The organism is Bradyrhizobium sp. CCBAU 11430, assembly GCF_028128855.1.
Classification (GTDB): Bacteria; Pseudomonadota; Alphaproteobacteria; order Rhizobiales; family Xanthobacteraceae; genus Bradyrhizobium; species Bradyrhizobium ottawaense.
In genome coordinates this window covers 68,962-89,514 of record NZ_LBJV01000056.1, presented here as the reverse complement: position 1 = coordinate 89,514, position 20,553 = coordinate 68,962, and the positions used below count along the sequence as shown (strand labels likewise).

Genomic DNA, 20,553 nt, shown 5'->3' with positions numbered 1-20,553 from the left:
ATCTAGGCTGCCTTCTTTTCCAGGCTGTTTTGCCATTCGCCCTTGGAGGCGAGGCCGTTCATGCGCGCGCGATGGCTGAAGGCGCGCTGGCCGGCCGCGACGTTCTCGGCCTTGCCGGACCAAGCCTTCTGCGGCGCGGCCTGCAGGGCGCGGCCGTAAGAGAAGGTCAGGCCCCAGGGCAGCGGACCGAGCTTGTGCATGGCGTTGAGATGCGCGGTCGCCTCCTCATCCGACTGGCCGCCGGAGAGGAAGGCGATGCCGGGCACCGCCGCGGGCACGCAGGCCTTGAGCAGCCGGACCGTCTTTTCCGCGACCTCCTCGACGGAGGCCTGCTTCGGGGACTTCTTGCCGGATATCGCCATGTTGGGCTTGAGCACCATGCCTTCGAGCGCGACGCGCTGCACGCGCAATTCCTGAAACGTCTTGTTGAGCACGCGGGTGGTCACCTCATAGCAGCGGTCGATGTCGTGATCACCGTCCATCAGCACCTCGGGCTCGACGATCGGCACGATCTGTGCGGCCTGGCACAGCGCGGCATAGCGCGCCAGCGCATGGGCGTTGACGCTGATCGCAGTCATCGAGGGGATGCCGCTGCCGATGTCGATCACCGCGCGCCATTTTGCGAAGCGCGCGCCGCGCTCATAGTACTTCTTCAACCGCTCGGCGAGCCTGTCGAGCCCGACCGTCACGAGCTCGCCCGGGCACATCGGCAGGGCCTGCGTGCCTTCGTCCACCTTGATGCCGGGAATGGCGCCGCTCTGTTCGATCAGCTTCACCAGCGGTGTGCCGTCCTTGGCATCCTGCCAGATCGTCTCGTCATAGAGGATCACGCCGGAAATATACTGGCTCATGGCCTCCGTGGAGCGGAACAGCATCTCGCGATAGTCGCGGCGGTTGTCTTCGGTCGAGTCCACGCCGATCGCGTCAAAACGCTTCTTGATGGTGCCCGAGGATTCGTCGGCGGCGAGGATTCCCTTGCCTGATACGACCATGGCGGTCGCGATTCTGTTGAGCTCAGTCAGATTCATCGAGAGGTCCTCCCAAAACGATTCTGCCCTTGCCCGTGAAAATAGACCGTTCTCGGGCAATTGCCGAGTTAACGTTCGTCGCAGGGGTAAGGGGCTTTCCGTCATTCCGGGATGCGCCGAAAGGCGCAGGCCCGGAATCCATAACCCCAGGCTGTGGTTATGGATTCCGGGCCCACGCGGAGCCTGTCATCGGGCCGCGCATTCGCGCGGACCCGTTGGCGTGTCCCGGAATGACCCGGGAATAGGCTCGAGGGGATTACGCGACCTTCGGATCCAGCTCGCCCTTGGCGTAGCGCTTGGCCATCTCGGCGGTGGTCAGGACCTTCTTGATCTTGGAGGCCTGGCCTGCGGTGTTGAACTCCTGGAGCCGCTGCTTGCACAGCTTGGTCATGGCTTCCATCGCCGGCTTCAGATATTTGCGCGGATCGAACTCTTCCGGATTGTCCTTGAGCACTTTCCGGATCTGGCCGGTCATGGCCATGCGGTTGTCGGTGTCGATGTTGATCTTGCGCACGCCGTTCTTGATGCCGCGCTGGATCTCGGACACCGGCACGCCCCAGGTCGGCTTCATCTTGCCGCCATTGGCGTTGATGATCTCCTGCAGGTCCTGCGGCACCGACGAGGAGCCGTGCATCACCAGATGCGTGTTCGGCAGCTTGCGGTGGATCTCCTCGATCACGTTCATGGCGAGGATGTCGCCGTCCGGCTTGCGGGTGAACTTGTAGGCGCCGTGCGAGGTCCCCATCGCGATCGCGAGCGCGTCGACCCTGGTCTCCTGGACGAACTTCACGGCCTCGTCCGGATTGGTCAGGAGCTGGTCGTGGCTGAGCTTGCCCTCGGCGCCGTGGCCGTCTTCCTTGTCGCCCATGCCGGTCTCGAGCGAGCCGAGCACGCCGAGCTCGCCTTCCACCGAAATGCCGCCGAGATGGGCCATGTCGGTCACGGTCTTGGTGACGCCGACATTGTAGCCCCAATCGCCGGGGGTCTTGCCGTCGGCCTTGAGCGAGCCGTCCATCATCACCGAGGTGAAGCCGGCCTGGATCGCGGTCATGCAGGTCGCCGGCTCGTTGCCGTGGTCGAGATGCACGCAGACCGGAATGTGCGGATAGATTTCGGTCACCGCGTCCATCATGTGCTTGAGCATGATGTCGTTGGCGTAGGAGCGCGCACCGCGCGAGGCCTGGATGATGACGGGCGCATCGACCTGGTTGGCCGCGTCCATGATCGCCAGCGCCTGCTCCATATTGTTGATGTTGAAGGCCGGTACGCCGTAATCGTTCTCTGCCGCGTGGTCGAGCAATTGACGTAACGTGATCCGAGCCATCTGTCTTTTTCTCCCGTTGGGGCCTTGCGGGGCCGCTGATTACTCGCCGATCTGGCTTACTTGACGCGCAAAACCTCGACGCCGGGCAGAGGCTTGCCTTCCATCCATTCGAGGAACGCGCCACCGGCGGTCGAGACATAGGTGAAGTCACCGGCCACATGGGCCTGGTTGAGCGCCGCGACGGTGTCGCCGCCGCCCGCGATCGAGATCAGCTTTTTCGCCTTGGTGCGCTCGGCGGCGTGCTTGGCGGCCGCGACCGTGCCGCGATCGAACGGCTGCATCTCGAAGGCGCCGAGCGGTCCGTTCCAGACCAAGGTCGCCGCGTCGTCGATCGCGGCGTGGACGCGGGCGATCGATTGCGGCCCGACGTCGAGGATCATGCCGTCGGCCGGGATCGCATCGAGCCCATAGGCGTGCGACGGCGCGTTGGCCGCGAAATGATAGGCGACGGTGGCGTCGACCGGCAGGATGATGGCGCAGTTGGCGGCTTCCGCCTTCTCCATGATACGCAGCGCGGTCGGCGCGAGATCCTTCTCGGCCAGCGACTTGCCGACGCCGACGCCCTGGGCGTGCAGGAAGGTGTTGGCCATGCCGCCGCCGATCACGAGCGCGTCGACCTTGCTCACGAGATTTTCGAGCAGGTCGATCTTGGTCGAGACCTTTGCGCCGCCGATGATGGCGATGACCGGCTTGGTCGGCGAGCCCAGCGCCTTCTCCAGCGCATCTAACTCGGCCTGCATGGTGCGGCCGGCATAGGCCGGCAGCTTGTGGCCGAGGCCTTCGGTCGTGGCGTGGGCGCGGTGCGCCGCCGAGAACGCGTCATTGACCCAGATGTCGCCGAGCTTCGCCAGCTCCGCGACGAAGGCCGGATCGTTCTTTTCCTCTTCCTTGTGGAAGCGGGTATTTTCGAGACACAGGATGTCGCCGTCGTTCAGGCCAGCAACGGCCTTGGCCGCGGGCTCGCCGATGCAGTCGTCGGCGAAAGCGACCGGCTTCTTCACCACCTTCGACAGCGCTTCAGCGACAGGCTTGAGCGAGTCCTTGGCATCGCGCCCCTTCGGCCGGCCGAAATGGGCGAGCAGGATGACCTTGCCGCCCTTGTCCGAGATCTCGGTGATGGTCGGCGCGACGCGCTCGAGCCGGGTCGCATCACTGACGCGGCCATTGTCCATGGGCACGTTGAGGTCGACGCGCAACAGCACGCGCTTGCCCTTCACATCGACGTCGTCGAGGGTGCGGAATTTGTTGGTCATCTCTCTTGTCCCGGGCGCAGCGCAGCGCGGAGCGATGCGCTGCAGAACCGGGACCCACATGACAGCGAGTCCCGCAATTGAATGGGTCCCGGCTCTGCGGAGCAGCGCTTAGCGCTGCGCCGCGTCCGGGACACGAGACCTTCTTAGATCACCTTCGCGATCGCGACGGCGGTGTCCGCCATGCGGTTCGAGAAGCCCCACTCGTTGTCGTACCAGGACATCACGCGCACCAGCGTGCCGTTCTGCACCTTGGTCTGGTCCTCGTGGAAGGTCGAGGAGTGCGGGTCGTGGTTGAAGTCGATCGAGACGTTCGGCGCGGTGGTGTAGCCGAGGATGCCCTTGAGCTGCTGCTCGCTGGCGCGCTTCATCGCCGCGTTGATCTCCTTGGCGTCGGTGGCGCGCTTGGCGATGATCTTGAGGTCGACGACCGAGACGTTCGGGGTCGGCACGCGGATCGCGACGCCGTCGAGCTTGCCCTTGAGCTCCGGCAGCACGAGGCCGATCGCCTTCGCAGCACCCGTCGATGTCGGGATCATCGACATCGCCGCCGCGCGGCCGCGATAGAGATCCTTGTGCATCGTATCGAGCGTCGGCTGGTCGCCGGTATAGGCGTGGATCGTGGTCATGAAGCCGGTCTCGATGCCGACGAGATCGTTCAGCACCTTGGCGACCGGCGCCAGGCAGTTGGTTGTGCAGGAGCCGTTCGAGATGACCAGGTGCTCCTTGGTCAGCGTCTCGTGGTTGACGCCGTAGACGACGGTGGCGTCGGCGCCGTCGGCGGGCGCGGAGACCAGCACGCGCTTGGCGCCGGCGGTCAGATGCGCGGACGCCTTGTCCTTCGAGGTGAAGATGCCGGTGCATTCCATCGCGATGTCGACGCCGAGATCCTTCCACGGCAGCTTCGAGGGATCGCGCTCGGCGGTCACCTTGATCTTGCCGCCACCGAGATTGATCGAGTCGCCGTCGACGGTCACGGTGCCGGGGAAGCGGCCATGGACGCTGTCGAAACGAAGCAGATGGGCGTTGGTCTCGACCGGACCGAGATCGTTGATGCCGACGACCTCGATGTCCTTGCGGCCGGACTCGGCTATGGCCCGCAGGATGTTGCGGCCGATGCGGCCAAAACCGTTAATTCCGACGCGGACTGCCATGTTTCGTCTCCTTCAATGACCGTTGTCATCCCGCACAACGCGCTATGCGCGCCTGCGAGGGTTTTTTAGGGGCGGGCGCCCGGTTCGGCCGGGCGGTGCTTGATCATATGAGAGACTACGTAGTCCTTTTTTGCGGCAAGCTCAACTCTCAGGAAACGCGCTTCAGCACAGCGTTAACCGCGGCCTCGGCGGTAATGCCGAAATGCTTGTAAAGCTCCTTTGCAGGGCCGCTTTCGCCGAACGAATGCATGCCGATGAATTCGCCATCCTGGCCAATCACGGCATCCCAGCCCCAACGCACGGCGGCCTCGATCGCGACCTTGACCGGCGCGTTGCCGATGATGGCGGCGCGCTTGGCCTCTGGTTGCGCTAACAACAGCTCGAGCGAGGGAACAGAAACAACCCGTGACGCGATGCCGCGTTCGGCGAGCTGCTTCTGGGCGGCGACCGCGATCTCGACCTCGGAGCCGGAGGCGAACAGCGTCGCCTTGGCTTCGCCCTGGGCTGCGACCAGCTCGTAGGCGCCCTGTGCGCAAGGGTTGTCGTTCGGCACGGTGGAGCGCAGCTGCGGCAGGTTCTGGCGCGTCAGCGCCAGCACGGTCGGGCCGTCGATGCGGTTGAGCGCAAGCTCCCAGCACTCGGCGACCTCAATGGAATCGCAGGGACGGAACACGCGCATGTTGGGAATGGCGCGAAGCGCGGCGAGATGCTCGACCGGCTGGTGGGTCGGGCCGTCTTCGCCGAGGCCGATGGAATCGTGCGTCATCACGTAGACGACGCCCGAGCCCATCAGCGCGGCAAGGCGCATCGCAGGACGTGCATAGTCGGTGAACACCAGGAAGGTCGCACCGTTCGGCGCGAAGCCGCCATGCAGGAAAATGCCGTTCATCGCCGCGGCCATGCCGTGCTCGCGAATCCCGTAATGGATGAAGCGGCCCTTCGGCGTCTTGGCCGAGAACGCGGTCGCCGATTTCGCCTTGTTGTTGTTGGAGCCGGTGAGATCGGCCGAGCCGGCCAGGAATTCCATCGGCATCGCGCCGGCGATGACCTCGATCACGGCTTCCGAGGATTTGCGGGTCGCCGCGGTCATCGGCTTTTCCAGCAATTCCTTCTTGTATGCGCGCACGGCCTTTGCGAGCGAGGCGGGACGTTCATGGCGCAGGCGGCGCTCGAACTCGGCGCGCTTGCGGCTGCCGAGCTCGCCGAGCCGGCCCTCCCATTCCTGGCGCGCCGCGGCGCCGCGGCTGCCGGCTGCACGCCACGCCTTCAGCACGTCGTCGGCGACCGCGAACGGCTCGAGCGAGATGCCGAGATTTTCCTTGGCGGCCTTGAGCTCCTCGGCCCCTAACGCCTCGCCATGCACCTTCGAGGTGCCCTGCTTGTGCGGCGCGCCGAAACCGATGGTGGTGCGGCAGGCGATCAGCGTCGGCTTGCCGGATTTCTTCGCGCGCGTGATGGCGTCGGCGATCGCCGCCTGATCGTGGCCGTCGATTCTCTCGGCGGCCCAGCCCGCCGACTTGAAGCGCTTCACCTGGTCGACGGAATCGGAGATCGAGGTCGGGCCGTCGATCGAGATGCCGTTGTCGTCGTAGAGCACGATCATCTTGTTGAGCTTCCAGTGCCCGGCCATCGCGATCGCTTCCTGCGACACGCCTTCCATCAGGTCGCCGTCGGAGGCGAGCACATAGGTGTGGTGATCGACGATCTTCTTGCCGAACTCGGCAGCGAGCATCTTCTCGGCGAGCGCCATGCCGACCGCGGTCGAGATGCCCTGGCCGAGCGGACCGGTCGTGGTTTCGATACCCCTGGTGCGGAAATTCTCGGGGTGCCCCGGGGTCAGCGAGTCGACCTGGCGGAACTGCTTGATCTGGTCCAGCGTCATCTCGGAATTGCCGGTCAAATACAGCAGCGAATAGAGCAGCATCGAGCCGTGGCCGGCCGAGAGCACGAAGCGGTCGCGGTCGGGCCAGGCGGGCGTGGCGGCGTCGAATTTCAGGAATTGCGTGAACAGCACCGTGGCGATGTCGGCGGCACCCATCGGCAGGCCGGGATGACCCGATTTCGCCTTCTCGACGGCGTCCATCGAAAGGCCGCGGATCGCGTTGGCCATACGGGTGTGATCGACCTGCGTCATGTCTGAAATCCGTCTGAAATGAGGCGCTTGGAGGCGGTGTACGCCCGCGCGGGAGGAGCCTGGCGGCCACTGAAGGTCGGGGCTGGGATAGCATCTCGGTTCCGGGAGTCCAAGGCAGTCAAACGCCGATTCGGCCGTAAAAGTTGCCTGCGGCACGCTGCGAAAGTGGCGGCTCCGTTTCGATGCCATCGCGCGGGCAGGAACCCATGGGTCGGGACGATCCGCGCCTGATCTAGCAGTGCATAGTTTCGCGGCGGCGTTGCGCTCGGCTAGCTTGCCACGTAAATTTCTGCTTCTAACCGCTTGCCGAACCGAGTCTTTTGCCGGACGGCACGCCCCAGGAAAAGGCCACTGGGCAAAGGCCACAGGTTCCGCCGCTGACTACATGAACGATCGCGTGTCCAACAGTTCCGCCATGACGGAGTCCTCCGCGGTCGAGATCGAGATCGCGACCCGCAGGCTGATGTCGGCGCTCGACGCGCTCGAAAGCGCGGTCGAGCGGCGGCGCGACGCTGATCGCGACGAGAACGAGCTTGCGGCACGAATCCAGGCGCTCGGCGCGGACCGCTCGCGGCTCGCCGACGAGCTCGACGGCGCGCTGGTGAAGGCGCGCAAGCTCGAGCGCACCAATCGCGAGATTTCCGATCGGCTGGATTCCGCGATCGTCACGATACGCTCGGTGCTCGATACCGGAGAGGACGGATGAGCCACATCAACGTCACCATCAATGGCCGGCAATACCGCATGGCCTGCGAGGAGGGCCAGGAGGTGCGGCTGCTCAAGCTCGCGGAAAGCCTGGAGACGCGGATCCAATCGCTGCGCGGAAAATTCGGCGAGATCGGCGATGCGCGCCTCACCGTGATGGCGGCGCTGACCGTCTGCGACGAGCTGGTCGATGCCGGCAACCGTGTCCGCACCATGGAGCAGGAGCTGACCGAGCTCAGGGACTTCCGCAACGCCGCGGTCGAGCGCGCCAGGATGACGCAGACCGCCGTGGTGAATGCCCTGAACGCGGCGGCCGAACGCATCGAGAAGTCGACCCAGGTCCTGAACCGGACCGTCGGCAACGGGATTGCGATCGGCTGACGTTCACCCTCCCCTGGAGGGGGAGGGTCGATCGCGCGTAGCGCGAGCGGGGTGGGGTGATCTCTCCACACGAACACTGTTGGAGGTGGAGAGACCGTCACCCCACCCCGCTACGCATTTCGCTTCGCTGCATGCGTAGCGACCCTCCCCCTCCAGGGGAGGGTGGCATTGCGAGCGAGGGCCGCGAAAGCGACCCGCTCGCCGGGCTGGCGATTCGTCAGTATCGTTGTTACATTGCCCGGGCGAGGCTGCGACGCGCGTCAGGAGCCATATATCCCCGGGGCCTTATCGATCCTTTAGGGAACTGTCCCTGGCCGGGCCCGTGGGCCCGGACATATGGTGCCCACCTACTTTCGTAGGGAACTCCGGGATCGAGTGCTTCAACGGCGTACGCGGCTTCGCACTTTTGTTTGCTTGGTTTGTGCCTGTTGAAACGACTGCGGCCAGTCAACAGGTGTCATGCCCCGGTTTGGCGGGGCATCCAGTACGCCGCGGCCTTTGTGTGAATCACTGCCGCCTCTGGAATACTGGATCACCGCATTCGCGGGTGATGACGTGGGGGACCAAAGCGCATGCCCAACTCCAAAGCCGAGCTCCGCGCCAAAGCCCTCGCGGCACGCGACGCGCTGAGCGAAAAGAAGCGCAGCGCTGCCGCCGCAAAGCTCGCCAAGCGCGGACTGCCGTTCGATCTCTTGCCCGGCAGCATCGTCTCCGGCTATTCGCCGATCCGCAGCGAGATCGATCCGATGCCGCTGCTGAAGAAGCTCGCCGAGCAGGGCGCAAAGCTGGCGCTGCCTTGCGTCACCGCGCGCGGCCAGTCGCTGATCTTCCGCATCTTCCACCCGAACGATCGCCTGATGCTCGGCCCGCTCGGCATTCCCGAGCCGTCGCCGGCCGCAAGCGAAGTCATCCCGGATGTCATGCTGACGCCGCTGGCGGCGTTCGATCGCCTCGGCCATCGCATCGGCTATGGCGCGGGGCATTACGACTTCACCTTCGCGCATTTGCGCAAGGCCAAGAGTATCGTCGGCATCGGGCTCGCTTTTGCAGCGCAGGAGATCAAGGCGGTTCCGGCACTATCCCACGACGTCGCGCTGGATTATGTGCTAACGGAATCGGACGTGTTCGATTTCCGGAGTTCTGAAGTTGCGCATTCTCTTCGTGGGTGACGTCGTCGGCCGTGCAGGACGCACGGCAATCGCCGAATATCTGCCCGGCATGGTCAAGGACTGGTCGCTCGATTTCGTCGTCGTCAACGGTGAGAATTCCGCGGGCGGCTTCGGCATCACGGAAGCGATCTATCAGGAGTTTCTCGACGCCGGTGCCGACGCGGTCACGCTGGGCAACCATTCCTGGGACCAGCGTGAAGCCCTGGTGTTCATCGAGCGTGCCGAGCGCCTGATCCGGCCCGCGAACTATCCGCGCGGCACGCCCGGCCGCGGCGCAGCCCTGGTCGAAACCAAGAACGGCAAGCATGCGCTCGTCGTCAACGCCTTGGGCCGCGTCTTCATGACCCCGTTCGACGATCCCTTCGCGGCGCTGGAGCGTGAGCTCGGCGCCTGTCCGCTCGGCGTCGCTGCGGACGCCATCGTCGTCGACTTCCATTGCGAGGCAAGCAGCGAGAAGCAGGGCATCGGCTTCTTTTGCGACGGCCGCGCCAGCCTCGTCGTCGGCACGCACACCCACGTGCCGACCGCCGACCACCAGATCCTCGCGGGCGGTACCGCCTACATGACCGATGCCGGCATGACCGGCGACTACGATTCCATCATCGGCATGCAGAAGGAAGAGCCGCTGCGCAGGTTCACGTCGGGGATTCCGTCGGGACGGTTCGAGCCGGCCGCGGGCGCGGCGACGCTGAGCGGCGTCGCCGTGGAGACGGATGATGTCACCGGCCTCGCGCTGAAGATCGCGCCAGTGCGCGTCGGCGGAAGGCTGGAGCCGGCGACGCCGAAGTTCTGGTTGAGCTGAGTAGCGGCGCGTCAAACTCAGTGTCGTCCCCGCGCACGCGGGGACCCCATACCCACAGGGAGAAGTGTGAGGCAAAGCTCCCACTCCGAATTCTCGCCAAACCACTCCCTGTGGGTATGGGTCCCGGATCTGCGCTTCGCTTGTCCGGGACGACAGCGGAGATTGACACGCGCGATTGCGCATCAATCTCGCTGCAAGTACCGCCACCGTACTACTCCGCCGTCTGTCCCCGCAGCTCCGCGACATCCTTCGCCGTCAGCTTCGAGCCCTTCGTCCCGAACCGCGCCGTGACGTAGTTCGCCACCGCCGCGATCTCGTCGTCCGTGTAGGCGTTGCCGAACGCCGGCATCGACAGCGCGCCATCGGGCGTGTGGCGCTTGGTGCCTGACAGCACGATCTGCGCGACGTTGGTGGCGGCGGGGTCGTTGACGGCCCAGGTGCCGGTCAGCGTTGCCATCGGCGAGACCGGGCTCTCGCCGCTCCAGCCGTGGCAGCTGGCGCAGGCGCTGGCGAACACCTTCTTGCCGCGTGCGTCCGCCGTGATGCCGTCCTTGTGCGAGGCGGGGGCGACGGGTGCCGTGGTGGCGGGCAGGTCGGGCGAGGGCACCGGCGGCACGCTGCGCAGATAAGCAACGATGCTGCTGATGTCCTCTGGCGCGAACTGGCTAAAGCTGTGGTCGACGGCTTCACCCATCGGGCCCGAGGCCGAGCCGTGGCCCGGCGCATGGCCGAGCGACAAATACGAGATCAGATCCTGGTCGCTCCAATTGCCGAGACCCGTCGCCTTGTCGGAGGAGATGTTGAAGGCGCGCCAGCCCGCCGTGATCGCGCCGGCGAACTTCTTGCGGTTATCCAGCGCAAAACCGAGATTGCGCGGGGTGTGGCATTCGCCGCAATGCGCCAGCGCTTCGACAAGGTACGCGCCTCTGTTCCATTCCGGGCTCTTCGAAGTATCAGGCGCAAAGCGCGTGTCCGGATTGAACACGGCCGACCAGGCAATCATGGCCCAACGCTGGTTGAACGGGAACGACAGCGTATTCTCCGGCGCCTTCGCGCGCACCGCCGGCAGGCTGAACAGATAGGCCTTCACCGCCAGCACGTCCGCGTCGGTCATGAATGTGTAGGACGTGTACGGCATCGCCGGATAGAGCCGGGCGCCGTCGCGACGCTGGCCGTGCTGGACCGCGTTCAGGAAATCCTGGTCGCTGTAATTGCCGATGCCGGTGTCCTTGTCCGGCGTGATGTTGGTGGAATAGAGCGTGCCGAACGGCAGCTTGAAGGCGAGCCCGCCCGCATAATCCTTCTCGCCGGGCTTGGTGTGGCAGACCATGCAGTCGGCCGCCTTGGCGAGATATTCACCGCGTTCGACCAGGCTCGCTTTCTCCAGCTTGGCCGGCACGCCGGTCGGCTTGCCGGCGCGGTAATCCGTCAGCGCCACCTTCGTGCCGCCCGCGAAATCGAGCGGGCCGGGCCCGCGGATGATCCAGACGCCGAGCCCTGCTGCGAGGATGGCGATCGCAGCGACGCTTGTGAGGATACGCATCTTCCCGCTCATGCCTTCTTCCCCGCAGCCAGCAGTTTTCGGTCAATGGGCAGGCGCCGCAGCGCCACGCCGGTTGCGGCAAGAATCGCGTTGCGCAGCGCCGGCGGTCCGGCGTTGACGCCGGCCTCGCCGATGCCGCCGGGCGCCTCGCCGCTCTTGACGACGATCACCTCGATCTTCGGCGTCTCGTTGATGCGCATCATGCGATAGTCGTGGAAGTTCGACTGCTGCACGCGGCCCTTGTCGATCGTGATCTCGCCATAGAGCGCGGCGGTGAGGCCGAAGATCAGCCCGCCCTCGATCTGCGCCTTCACGGTGTCGGGGTTGACGGCAATGCCGGTGTCGACCACCGAGGTGATGCGGCGGAGCACGATCTCGCCGATGTCGTCGATCTCCGCCTCCACCACGGTCGCGATGAAGCTCGCGAATGACGGCTGCACGCAGACGCCGCGGCCGACGCGCGGAGGCAGCGGTTGAGCCCAGCCGGATTTCTCCGCGACCTGGTTGAGCACCGCGAGCATGCGCGGGTTCTTGGTCAGCATGGACTTTCGGAACTCGATCGGGTCCTTGCCCGCCTTGCGCGCGAGCTCGTCCATCGCGCATTCGACCGCGAACACGTTGTTGTTCGGGCCGACGCCGCGCCAGAAGCCGGTCGGCACCGACAGCGGCTCGGCGCGGACATATTCGACGTGGAAATTGGCGAAGTCGTAGGGTGCATCGACCGCGGCATCGATCGCGTCGATGTCGATGCCCTTCTGGAACGCCGGCGGCAGCCAGCGCGCCAGCACGGCGGAGCCGGCAACCTTGTACTTCCACCCCGCGACCTTGCCGTCGACCAGCGACGCAGTGATCTGGTCGCGATAGACCGGACGGTAGACGTCGTGCTGGATGTCCTCCTCGCGGGTCCACACCACCTTAACGGGGTAGTCGACCTGTTTTGCGATCTTCACCGCCGCGATCACCATGTCGGGTTCGAGCTTGCGGCCGAAGCCGCCGCCGAGCAGATGGTTGTTGACGATGACCTTGTCGACCGCAAGCCCAGCGGCCTTCGCCGCCTCCGACTGCACGCGCGTCATGATCTGCGTGCCGGTCCAGATCTCGCAGGAATCGGATTTGACATGGACGGTGGCGTTGATGGGCTCCATCGATGCATGCGCCAGGAACGGCAGCTCGTAAGCCGCCTCAAACTTGTCGCCGCTCGCCAGCGCCTTGGCGATGTCGCCGTCGGATTTGGCGACCGCGCCGTCCTTCTGGCTGGCCTTGCGCAGATCGTCCCAGACATCCTTCGTGGTGATCGCAGCGTTGGGTCCCTCGTTCCACTCGATCTTGAGGGCTTCGAGGCCCTTCTTGGCCGCCCACATGTGATCGCCGATCACGGCGACCATGTCGTCGAGCACCACGACCTTGCGCACGCCAGGGAGCTTCACCGCGGCGCTGTCGTCGACCTTGCCGACCTTGCCGCCGAACACGGGGCAGGCGGCGACGGTCGCGAACTTCATGCCGGGCAGGATCGCGTCGATGCCGTAGACGGCCTTGCCGTTGACCTTGTCGGGCGTGTCGAGCCGCTTCAGCGGCTGGCCGATGATGACGAAGTCCTTGGGGTCCTTCAGCGCGACATCCTTCGGCGGGGTCTGTCCCTGGGCAGCGAGCGCCAGCGCGCCGTAAGCGAGCTTGCGGCCGCTGGCTTCATGCGCGACCTCGCCCTTCGACGCCGTGCAGCTCGCGGGCTCGACGCCCCATTGGGCGGCCGCGGCCTGCACCAGCATCGCGCGCGCGGTGGCGCCGGCCTTGCGCAGCGGCGTCCACCAGGCCCGGATCGAGTTGGAGTTGCCGGTGACCTGCAGGCCGAAGGTCGGATTGCCGTAGAGCTTGTCGTTCGGCGGGGCGTGCTGCACCTCGACCTTGCTCCAGTCGGCATCCAACTCTTCGGCGAGCACGGCGGAGATCGAGGTATAGGTGCCCTGGCCCATCTCGACCTGCGGCATCATCAGCACGGTGCGGCCGGTCTCGTCGATGCGGATGAAGGCGTTGGGCGCGAACTTGCCCTCGGTTGCATCGGGCGGCTGCACCGGTTCGTTGACGGCCGCGCGCAGCGGCAGATGGAAGGCGAGCAGGAAACCGGTGGCGAGACCGCCGGTCAGCAGCGCGCGGCGGGAGACGCTGTTATGTGCATTCATGGTGGACCTCAGGACTGACGGCCGTTGGCGGCCTGCTTGACGGCCTCGCGGATGCGGACATAGGTGCCGCAGCGGCAGATGTTGCCGGCCATCGCAGCGTCGATGTCGGAATCGTCAGGATTGGGCGTAGCGGCCAGCAATGCGGCGGCCGACATGATCTGGCCGGACTGGCAATAGCCGCACTGGATCACTTCGAGGTCGAGCCAGGCCTTCTGCACTTTCGCGCCCGCAGGCGTGCTGCCGACATGTTCGATCGTGGTGATGGCGCGGTTCTCGACCGCGCTGACCGGCAGGACGCAGGAGCGCACGGCCTTGCCGTCGACATGCACCGTGCAGGCGCCGCATTGCGCGATGCCGCAGCCGAACTTGGTGCCGGTCATTCCGAGGATGTCGCGCAGCACCCACAGCAGCGGCATTTCAGGCGGCGCATCGAACGATTTCGTTTCGCCGTTGATGGTGAGAACAGTTGCCATATGCATCCCCTTGCTCGCTCGATCGCTTACGTCGATCTAGTCAGCCAATTCGCGCGCGACAATGAAGCGTCGCAATCTCCGGCAATGCATATTTGCGCTGCTGACGCGTCAGCCCATGACGTTCACGAATTTGTGCGGCGCTCGCTGCCAGCGTTTTGGGCTAATTGATATGATAATCGTCATGTTTTGATGCTTTTTCGGCGCGCGCGTCGTCGATCACCGCAGATTGTCGTGCGGATGCGCAAAATCATGCGATGACGAAAGTCGTGCGATTGGGAAAGTTTCGTGACCGGAGAGCCGCGCGACGGCGAACCTCGCCTGCGGCCCATCCTTCGAGACGCCCGCCTCCGGCGGGCCCTCAGGATGAGGACGGAGTCCGCAGCAGCAGTTTCAACCGGACACCGGTGCAGTGAAGCCTCATCCTGAGGAGCCCGCGTGAGCGGGCGTCTCGAAGGACGAGGCGCTTGCTCCGGCCTTGCCAAGCTCAGATGCCGAACTTCGGAATAATAGCATTGTGCCCTTGTTTTGCCCGACGAGTCAAAACGGGCCGGAGGCTGCCGGCGTAAGCCATTGATTTCGGACGCCCCGGCTACTGTGCATGGGGTTGTCTTTCAGATTTTTGACTGAGCGGCCCTCAGCTCTGCCGGAAACCCATCCGGAAGGCGCCCCAACGCTTGCCGCGGATCACGATCGGCGAGGACAGGTCCTTCATCAGCACGAACTGCCCGCCGCCCATGTCGCGCCGGTAGGTCTGGAGCAGGAACGGCTTGGTGTTCGCCGCGACCTTCTGCACTGCCCGATCGTTGAACAGGCGGCGGTTGCGGCAATTGGCGTTGTTCCAGACCGGGTCCTTGCCCTGCGGCAGGCGGTAGTTGGGGTTGTGGGTCGGCAGATAGCCGCCCTTGGCCCAGGCGACACAGAACACGATGCGGGGATCGGATTTCTGGATCGGATCCTGGATCGCGGGCAGCACGCGGTCGGTGAAGTCGACGTAGCTGGTGAGGTACTGCTTTGGATCGGTGCCGGGAATTTCGCGATACGTCTCGTCCATGAGCTGGTCGAGCGTGATGTCGCCGCGATCGATCGCGGCCTCGAATTCGGTCGAGATCCGCTTCGCGGTCTCGACGACGATTCGGATCAGCGGTGCGTCCGATGTCTCGACGCCGCTGTCGGCGATCAGCGCGATCAGGCCTTCGGAGGTGTCGAGCAGCTTTGTCACGCGCTGATCGGCGCTCTTGAGATCGCGCGAGGAGAGGTCGACGCCCTTGGCGAGTTCGTTCAGCTCGCTGATGACGGTGTCGCAATGTCCGAGATTGGAGGTCGCCGCGCGCGTGACGCTGCCGATCTCCGCCTCCACGGAGGCGAAGCCCTGCTGAACCCGCGAGATGATGCCGGAGATCTGCTGGGCGCCTTCGCCGGCGGTCTTGGCGCGCTGCGAGGCGTCGCTGCTCTCGCCGATCAGGCCTTCGATCTGGCCGTCGAGATCGCGCACGGTGTCGGAGATCTGGTGCGTGGCTTGGCGGGTGGCTTCCGCGAGGTTCTTCACCTCGCTTGCCACCACGGCAAAACCGCGACCGGCATTGCCGGCGCGGGCGGCTTCGATGGTTGCGTTCAGCGCCAGCAGATTGGTCTGCTTCGCGATCGCCTCGATCGAGCCGGAGACTTTCGCGACCTGCGCCAGCGCCGAGCCGACGGCGCTGAGGCGCGCCTCGATGCGCTCCACCGCCGCGACGAGCTCGGAGATGTGGTTGACCGCGGTGTCGACGGCGCTGCGCGATTGCGCGATCTCGCCAACCGCCGCGGACGTGGTGGTTTGCACGGCCTGCGATGCATTGGCGATATCGTGGTTGGCCGAGACCATCGTCTCGGCGGTCTCCTGGAGATGGTGGAACCGTTCCGACTGGTTTGCGACGCGATTTGCGACTTCCTGGACGTTGCCGGCGATATCGGCGAGTTCCACGCCGAGGCCGCCGATGCGGTCGGCAAGCTGATCGATCAGCCGCTCGGCCAGCGTGCGATTGGAGCCGGTGTCCATGACTGCAAGTTGTACGACGGACATGTTCGATGAGTCCTCCAGTCAGAGCCGCACCCCGGCTCACGGCGGCATTCCCATTCCAATTCAGCTTAAAAGGATGATTCGCGGTCGGCGTCTTGCCTGAGCGTGCACTCAGGCGCAATTCGCGCCTTATTTCTCTATTCCGCTCGAAAAATTGCGGGACATTTTTTCGGACCAGGCTCTAGAGCTTGTAGGCCGTGCGGAATCCACCCCAGTGCCGGCCCTGCACGCGGATCGGAACGTCGATCTCGCGCATCATCACCGTATTCCCATTGCCCATGTCGCGCGCATAGCTCTGCACCAGGTACGAGCGCAGGTTGCGTGCGGCCGCCAACCCCGCCGGGTCGTTGAATATCCTGCGGTTGCGACTATTGGCTGTGTTCCAGGCGACGTCGCCCGGCCGCTGCGGGTGCGAATAGATCTTGTTGTGCACCGGCAGGAAGCCGTTGCGGTCGACCATGGCGCAGAACGCCAAGCGCTGGTCCTTGGCCAGAAAGACCTCCTGGAACGGCGGCAGCGCGCGGTCGGCCCAGTCGAGATATTTCGTGCGGTATTGCTGCGGATTGGTCCCGGCGATTTCGGCGTAGTCGGTGTCGAACAGGTCGTCGATTCTGATTTCGCCGCGGGCAACGGCCTGCTCGAAGATCTGGGTCAGCGCGTTGCCCGCTTCCATGGCGCGGGTGACGAACTCCGTGTTCTCTTCGTGGATCGCCCAGAGCCTGTCCTCGATTTTTTCGCGGAGCTCGGCATTGGGGCTGGCGAATTGCGCGCGGGCACCGGCCTTGGATTGCTCGACCACGCGCAGGCGGCAGGCGCCGACGGCTTCGAGGGTGCCTTCGATCATCGCTTGCGGTGCAAGCCGGCCTGCATCCGCACCGCCGATCAGCACGCCGTCCATCGAGATTTCATAGACCGGCATCACGCCGCGCGGGCTCTCGAACTTGAGATGGCAGGGCAGCCGTTCGGTCTTGCGGCGGTCGTCGTGCTCGCTCTGGCGGAGCAGCACGGCGCAGCGCGATTTCAGCTTCTGTGCGAAGGTGGTGACGGCTTTGCCGGCACTGGCGACGTTCTCGCCGTGGCTCTCGGCGGCCTTGGTCGCGGCATCGATCTCGGCTGCGCTCTCGCCGACCGAGACGATGAATTCCGAGGCGCTCGCGGCGTTGCCGGAGACTTCGCTGGTGGTGGCGTTCTGTTCGGCGACCGCGCCGTTGACGGTCTCGAAGACCGGTCGGATCGCCTCGATCGCCTGCGAAATGCGGTGCACGGCATCGGCAGAGCCGGCGGCGTCGCGCTGCAGCGCGTCGATCTTCTTCGTAATCTCTTCCGTCGCCCCTTGCGTCTGCACCGCGAGGGCCTTGACCTCGGTTGCGACGACCGCAAAGCCTTTTCCGGCAGCGCCTGCGCGTGCGGCCTCGATCGTCGAGTTGAGCGCCAGCAGCGTCGTCTGCCGCGCGATCTGCGCGATCAGGTTGACGACATTGCCGATGGCGGCGGAGGATTCGCGCAAGCGATCGACATTGGCGCGGGCTTCCTGCGCCGCGGCGCTGGCCTCGTCGGCGAGCTTGCCGGCCTCGCGAACCTGCGCTCCGATCCCCAGCGCGGACTGGGTGAACTTGTCGGCGGCATGGGCGAAGGTCGAGGCGGTCGATTGCGCGGCATTGGTCCGGCCGGTCAGGGCGTCGGTGCGGTCGCGGATGGCGGCAAGCGTCGATGCGGTCGCTTCGGCGCCGCCCGCCACCGAATTGGCGGCGCGCTCGAGCTGGCGGATCATCGCGCCGAGCTCGAGTTCCAGTAATTCCAGGATCTCCCGCGCCGAATCACCTTCGGCTGGGGCGGGCTCGGACTGGGTCACCGGCGGCGCGGCCTCTGCGGCTGCCACCGGCGCGGCCATATCCGGCAGACGCTTCCGAAATAGTCCGAATGCCATCAGGTCTCTCTTGTCGGGGGACGCTCGGAGGTTATTTTCGCAGGCTGGAATGAAGTCAGGGTTAACGATGCCTCACCTCTAGGCAGGGGCCTGTACGGTGTTACCTTAAAGTATCCGAGACCCTTTCATTCCGGTGGGTTGGCGGCCTATAAGGCCGCGTTTCCCACCCTCATTGGCGTACGCTTCCAAGAGACCCCCGAGAGACCACGCATGGCCGGACATTCCCAATTCAAGAACATCATGCACCGCAAGGGGCGGCAGGATGCCCAGAAGTCGAAGCTGTTCGGCAAGCTGGCGCGGGAAATCACCGTCGCGGCCAAGCTGGGCACGCCCGACCCCAACATGAACCCCCGCCTGCGCGCCGCCATCATCGCGGCGCGCCAGGAGAACATGCCGAAGGACAATATCGAGCGCGCCGTCAAGAAGGCGCTCGGCAATGAGGGCGAGAACTATGACGAGATCCGCTACGAGGGCTATGGCCCCGGCGGCGTCGCCGTCATCGTCGAGGCGCTGACCGACAACCGCAACCGCGCCGCCTCCGACATCCGCTCCTTCTTCACCAAGTCGGGCGGCAATCTCGGCGAAACCGGCTCGGTGTCCTTCATGTTCGATCGCACCGGAATCATCGAATACGACCGCAGCGTGGCCTCCGACGACGCCGTGCTCGATGCGGCGATCGAGGCCGGCGCCGACGATGTCGTCTCCGGCGAAGCCGGTCACGAGATCTACGCCTCGACCGAAGGCTATCGCGACGTCGCCAAGGCGCTGGAGACCAAGTTCGGCGAGCCGCGCAAGGCCGCGCTGATCTGGAAGCCGCAGAACACGGTCGCGGTCGACGACGAGACCGGCGAGAAGCTGCTCAAGCTGATGGATCTGCTGAACGAGCACGACGACGTCCAGCACGTCTACGCCAATTTCGAGGTGTCAGACGCGCTGGTCGCGAAGATGGGCGGGTAGGACCTCACCCTCCGCTGTCGTCGCCCGGCTTGACCGGGCGACCCAGTATTCCAGCGAAGCCGGCGAGATACGGAGAAGCCGCGGCGTACTGGATTCCCCGCTTTCGCGGGGATGACGGCGCGCGTCGTGGCGGGCAACAATTCCCGCCTCACTGACGATATCCCACTTCCCCTGTTACTTCCGTTCTGTTTCTGTTTCCCCCACGACGGCCAGCCGCTATCACTGGCCCATGACCGTGCTCCCGATTCGTGGCCCCGTTCGCATCATCGGCATCGACCCCGGCCTGCGCCGCACCGGCTGGGGCGTGATCGAGGCTGAGGGCAACCGTCTGATCTACGTCGCCTGCGGCTCGGTGGAACCACCGGACGATTTGCCGCTGGCGAGCCGGCTGCTCGCGATCCATGAGGGGCTCGCGTCCGTGCTGTCCGGCCACAGGCCGATGGAAGCCGCGGTCGAGCAGACCTTCGTCAACAAGGACGGCGTTGCGACGCTGAAGCTCGGCCAGGCCCGCGGCGTCGCCATGCTGGCGCCCGCGATGTTCGGCATCTCTGTCGCCGAATACGCGCCGAACCAGGTCAAGAAGACGGTGGTCGGCGCCGGCCATGCCGACAAGCAACAGATCGCGATGATGCTGAAGATCTTGCTGCCCAAGGCCGAGCCGCCGTCAGCGGATGCCGCCGACGCGCTCGCCATCGCCATCACCCACGCCCATCACCGCCAGAGCACCGCGCTCAGGCTGAAGGTGGCGGGGTTATGATCGGCAAGCTCAAGGGCCTGATCGATTCCTACGGCGAGGATTTCGTGATCCTCGACGTCGGCGGCGTCGGCTATCAGGTGCATTGCTCCTCGCGCACGCTGCAGCATTTGCCCTCGCCGGGCGAGGCCGCCGTGCTGTCGATCGAGACCTATGTCCGTGAGGACCAGATCAAGCTGTTCGGCTTTCGCACCGACCAGGAGCGGGAATGGTTTCGCCTGCTCCAGACCGTGCAGGGCGTCGGCGCCAAGGTCGCACTCGCCGTGCTCGGCACGCTGGCGCCTTCCGACCTCGCCAATGCGATTGCGCTGCGCGACAAGGCGGCGGTGGCGCGTACGCCCGGGGTCGGCCCCAAGGTCGCCGAGCGCATCGTCACAGAATTGAAGGACAAGGCGCCGGCCTTCGCCAATGTCGATCCGGCGGTGGTGCATCTTGCCGGCGCCGTCGACGACCAGCGCGCACCGCGGCCCGTCGCCGACGCGATCTCGGCACTGGTCAATCTCGGCTACGGCCAGCCGCAGGCCGCCGCCGCGATTGCGTCGGCCTCGCGCAGTGCGGGTGAGGGCGCCGAGACGGCGCAGCTCATCCGGCTCGGCCTGAAGGAACTGGCGAAGTGAGCGCGACAATGGTCGGTCTGGTAGGGTGGGCAAAGCGCAGCGTGCCCACCATCTTTCAATCGATCGAAGTCATGGTGGGCACGGCGCGAAGCGCGCCTTTGC

At 65.3% G+C, this 20,553-nt stretch carries 17 protein-coding genes and 1 other RNA gene; 8 read left to right on the top strand and 10 right to left on the bottom strand.

Annotated elements, in window-relative coordinates:
- Nucleotides 1-2: 2 nt before the first annotated feature.
- The 5 genes from XI04_RS17265 to tkt all read right to left on the bottom strand — a co-directional run bounded on the left by XI04_RS17265 (nucleotide 3) and on the right by tkt (nucleotide 6,890).
- Nucleotides 3-1,028: a class I fructose-bisphosphate aldolase gene (locus XI04_RS17265; RefSeq protein ID WP_038971385.1), complete on the bottom strand. Its 1,026-nt coding sequence runs from the start codon at nucleotides 1,026-1,028 to the stop codon at nucleotides 3-5.
- 256 nt (nucleotides 1,029-1,284) lie between these two features.
- Nucleotides 1,285-2,352: a class II fructose-bisphosphate aldolase gene (fba, locus tag XI04_RS17260; RefSeq protein ID WP_271609257.1), complete on the bottom strand. Its 1,068-nt coding sequence runs from the start codon at nucleotides 2,350-2,352 to the stop codon at nucleotides 1,285-1,287.
- A 56-nt stretch (nucleotides 2,353-2,408) separates the two neighbouring features.
- Nucleotides 2,409-3,605, bottom strand: coding sequence for a phosphoglycerate kinase (locus XI04_RS17255; RefSeq protein ID WP_271609256.1), 1,197 nt, complete (start codon nucleotides 3,603-3,605; stop codon nucleotides 2,409-2,411).
- A 143-nt stretch (nucleotides 3,606-3,748) separates the two neighbouring features.
- Nucleotides 3,749-4,756, bottom strand: coding sequence for a type I glyceraldehyde-3-phosphate dehydrogenase (gene gap, locus XI04_RS17250; RefSeq protein ID WP_271609255.1), 1,008 nt, complete (start codon nucleotides 4,754-4,756; stop codon nucleotides 3,749-3,751).
- Between the two features lie 148 nt (nucleotides 4,757-4,904).
- The gene (gene tkt / locus XI04_RS17245) at nucleotides 4,905-6,890 is read right to left on the bottom strand and encodes a transketolase (protein ID WP_152102371.1); all 1,986 of its coding nucleotides are present in this window, start codon (nucleotides 6,888-6,890) and stop codon (nucleotides 4,905-4,907) included.
- 385 nt (nucleotides 6,891-7,275) lie between these two features.
- Here tkt and XI04_RS17240 point away from each other — a divergent pair, with 385 nt between their 5' ends.
- The 5 genes from XI04_RS17240 to XI04_RS17220 all read left to right on the top strand — a co-directional run bounded on the left by XI04_RS17240 (nucleotide 7,276) and on the right by XI04_RS17220 (nucleotide 9,947).
- On the top strand, nucleotides 7,276-7,596 hold the full coding sequence (locus XI04_RS17240; RefSeq protein WP_028142025.1) for a DUF4164 domain-containing protein: 321 nt from the start codon (nucleotides 7,276-7,278) through the stop codon (nucleotides 7,594-7,596).
- Nucleotides 7,593-7,976, top strand: a complete 384-nt coding sequence (locus XI04_RS17235) for a cell division protein ZapA (protein ID WP_018318702.1) — start codon at nucleotides 7,593-7,595, stop codon at nucleotides 7,974-7,976. The genes XI04_RS17240 and XI04_RS17235 overlap by 4 nt, the downstream gene beginning before the upstream one ends.
- Before the next feature lie 242 nt (nucleotides 7,977-8,218).
- Nucleotides 8,219-8,379, top strand: a non-coding RNA gene (gene ssrS / locus XI04_RS17230) — 6S RNA.
- A 169-nt stretch (nucleotides 8,380-8,548) separates the two neighbouring features.
- A complete protein-coding gene (locus XI04_RS17225; protein ID WP_152102372.1) occupies nucleotides 8,549-9,145 on the top strand; it encodes a 5-formyltetrahydrofolate cyclo-ligase in 597 nt (198 codons plus the stop codon).
- Nucleotides 9,123-9,947: a TIGR00282 family metallophosphoesterase gene (locus XI04_RS17220; protein WP_028142023.1), complete on the top strand. Its 825-nt coding sequence runs from the start codon at nucleotides 9,123-9,125 to the stop codon at nucleotides 9,945-9,947. The genes XI04_RS17225 and XI04_RS17220 overlap by 23 nt, the downstream gene beginning before the upstream one ends.
- A 211-nt stretch (nucleotides 9,948-10,158) precedes the next feature.
- On the opposite strand, the gene XI04_RS17215 is transcribed toward XI04_RS17220, so the two are convergent.
- The 5 genes from XI04_RS17215 to XI04_RS17195 form a co-directional block, all read right to left on the bottom strand.
- Nucleotides 10,159-11,502, bottom strand: coding sequence for a c-type cytochrome (locus XI04_RS17215; RefSeq protein WP_152102373.1), 1,344 nt, complete (start codon nucleotides 11,500-11,502; stop codon nucleotides 10,159-10,161).
- Nucleotides 11,499-13,667, bottom strand: a complete 2,169-nt coding sequence (locus XI04_RS17210; protein WP_173015769.1) for a xanthine dehydrogenase family protein molybdopterin-binding subunit — start codon at nucleotides 13,665-13,667, stop codon at nucleotides 11,499-11,501. Before XI04_RS17210 ends, XI04_RS17215 begins: the two co-directional genes overlap by 4 nt.
- Nucleotides 13,668-13,675: 8 nt before the next feature.
- On the bottom strand, nucleotides 13,676-14,140 hold the full coding sequence (locus XI04_RS17205) for a (2Fe-2S)-binding protein (protein WP_028142020.1): 465 nt from the start codon (nucleotides 14,138-14,140) through the stop codon (nucleotides 13,676-13,678).
- A gap of 634 nt (nucleotides 14,141-14,774) precedes the next feature.
- The gene (locus XI04_RS17200; protein ID WP_028142019.1) at nucleotides 14,775-16,199 is read right to left on the bottom strand and encodes a methyl-accepting chemotaxis protein; all 1,425 of its coding nucleotides are present in this window, start codon (nucleotides 16,197-16,199) and stop codon (nucleotides 14,775-14,777) included.
- Between the two features lie 178 nt (nucleotides 16,200-16,377).
- The gene (locus tag XI04_RS17195) at nucleotides 16,378-18,123 is read right to left on the bottom strand and encodes a methyl-accepting chemotaxis protein (protein WP_173015770.1); all 1,746 of its coding nucleotides are present in this window, start codon (nucleotides 18,121-18,123) and stop codon (nucleotides 16,378-16,380) included.
- Between the two features lie 210 nt (nucleotides 18,124-18,333).
- Here XI04_RS17195 and XI04_RS17190 point away from each other — a divergent pair, with 210 nt between their 5' ends.
- From XI04_RS17190 to ruvA, 3 genes are all read left to right on the top strand, one after another.
- Nucleotides 18,334-19,080, top strand: a complete 747-nt coding sequence (locus XI04_RS17190) for a YebC/PmpR family DNA-binding transcriptional regulator (RefSeq protein ID WP_212477280.1) — start codon at nucleotides 18,334-18,336, stop codon at nucleotides 19,078-19,080.
- 229 nt (nucleotides 19,081-19,309) lie between these two features.
- Nucleotides 19,310-19,837, top strand: a complete 528-nt coding sequence (ruvC, locus tag XI04_RS17185) for a crossover junction endodeoxyribonuclease RuvC (protein WP_028142016.1) — start codon at nucleotides 19,310-19,312, stop codon at nucleotides 19,835-19,837.
- The gene (gene ruvA, locus XI04_RS17180) at nucleotides 19,834-20,451 is read left to right on the top strand and encodes a Holliday junction branch migration protein RuvA (protein ID WP_028142015.1); all 618 of its coding nucleotides are present in this window, start codon (nucleotides 19,834-19,836) and stop codon (nucleotides 20,449-20,451) included. Before ruvC ends, ruvA begins: the two co-directional genes overlap by 4 nt.
- Nucleotides 20,452-20,553 lie beyond the last annotated feature (102 nt).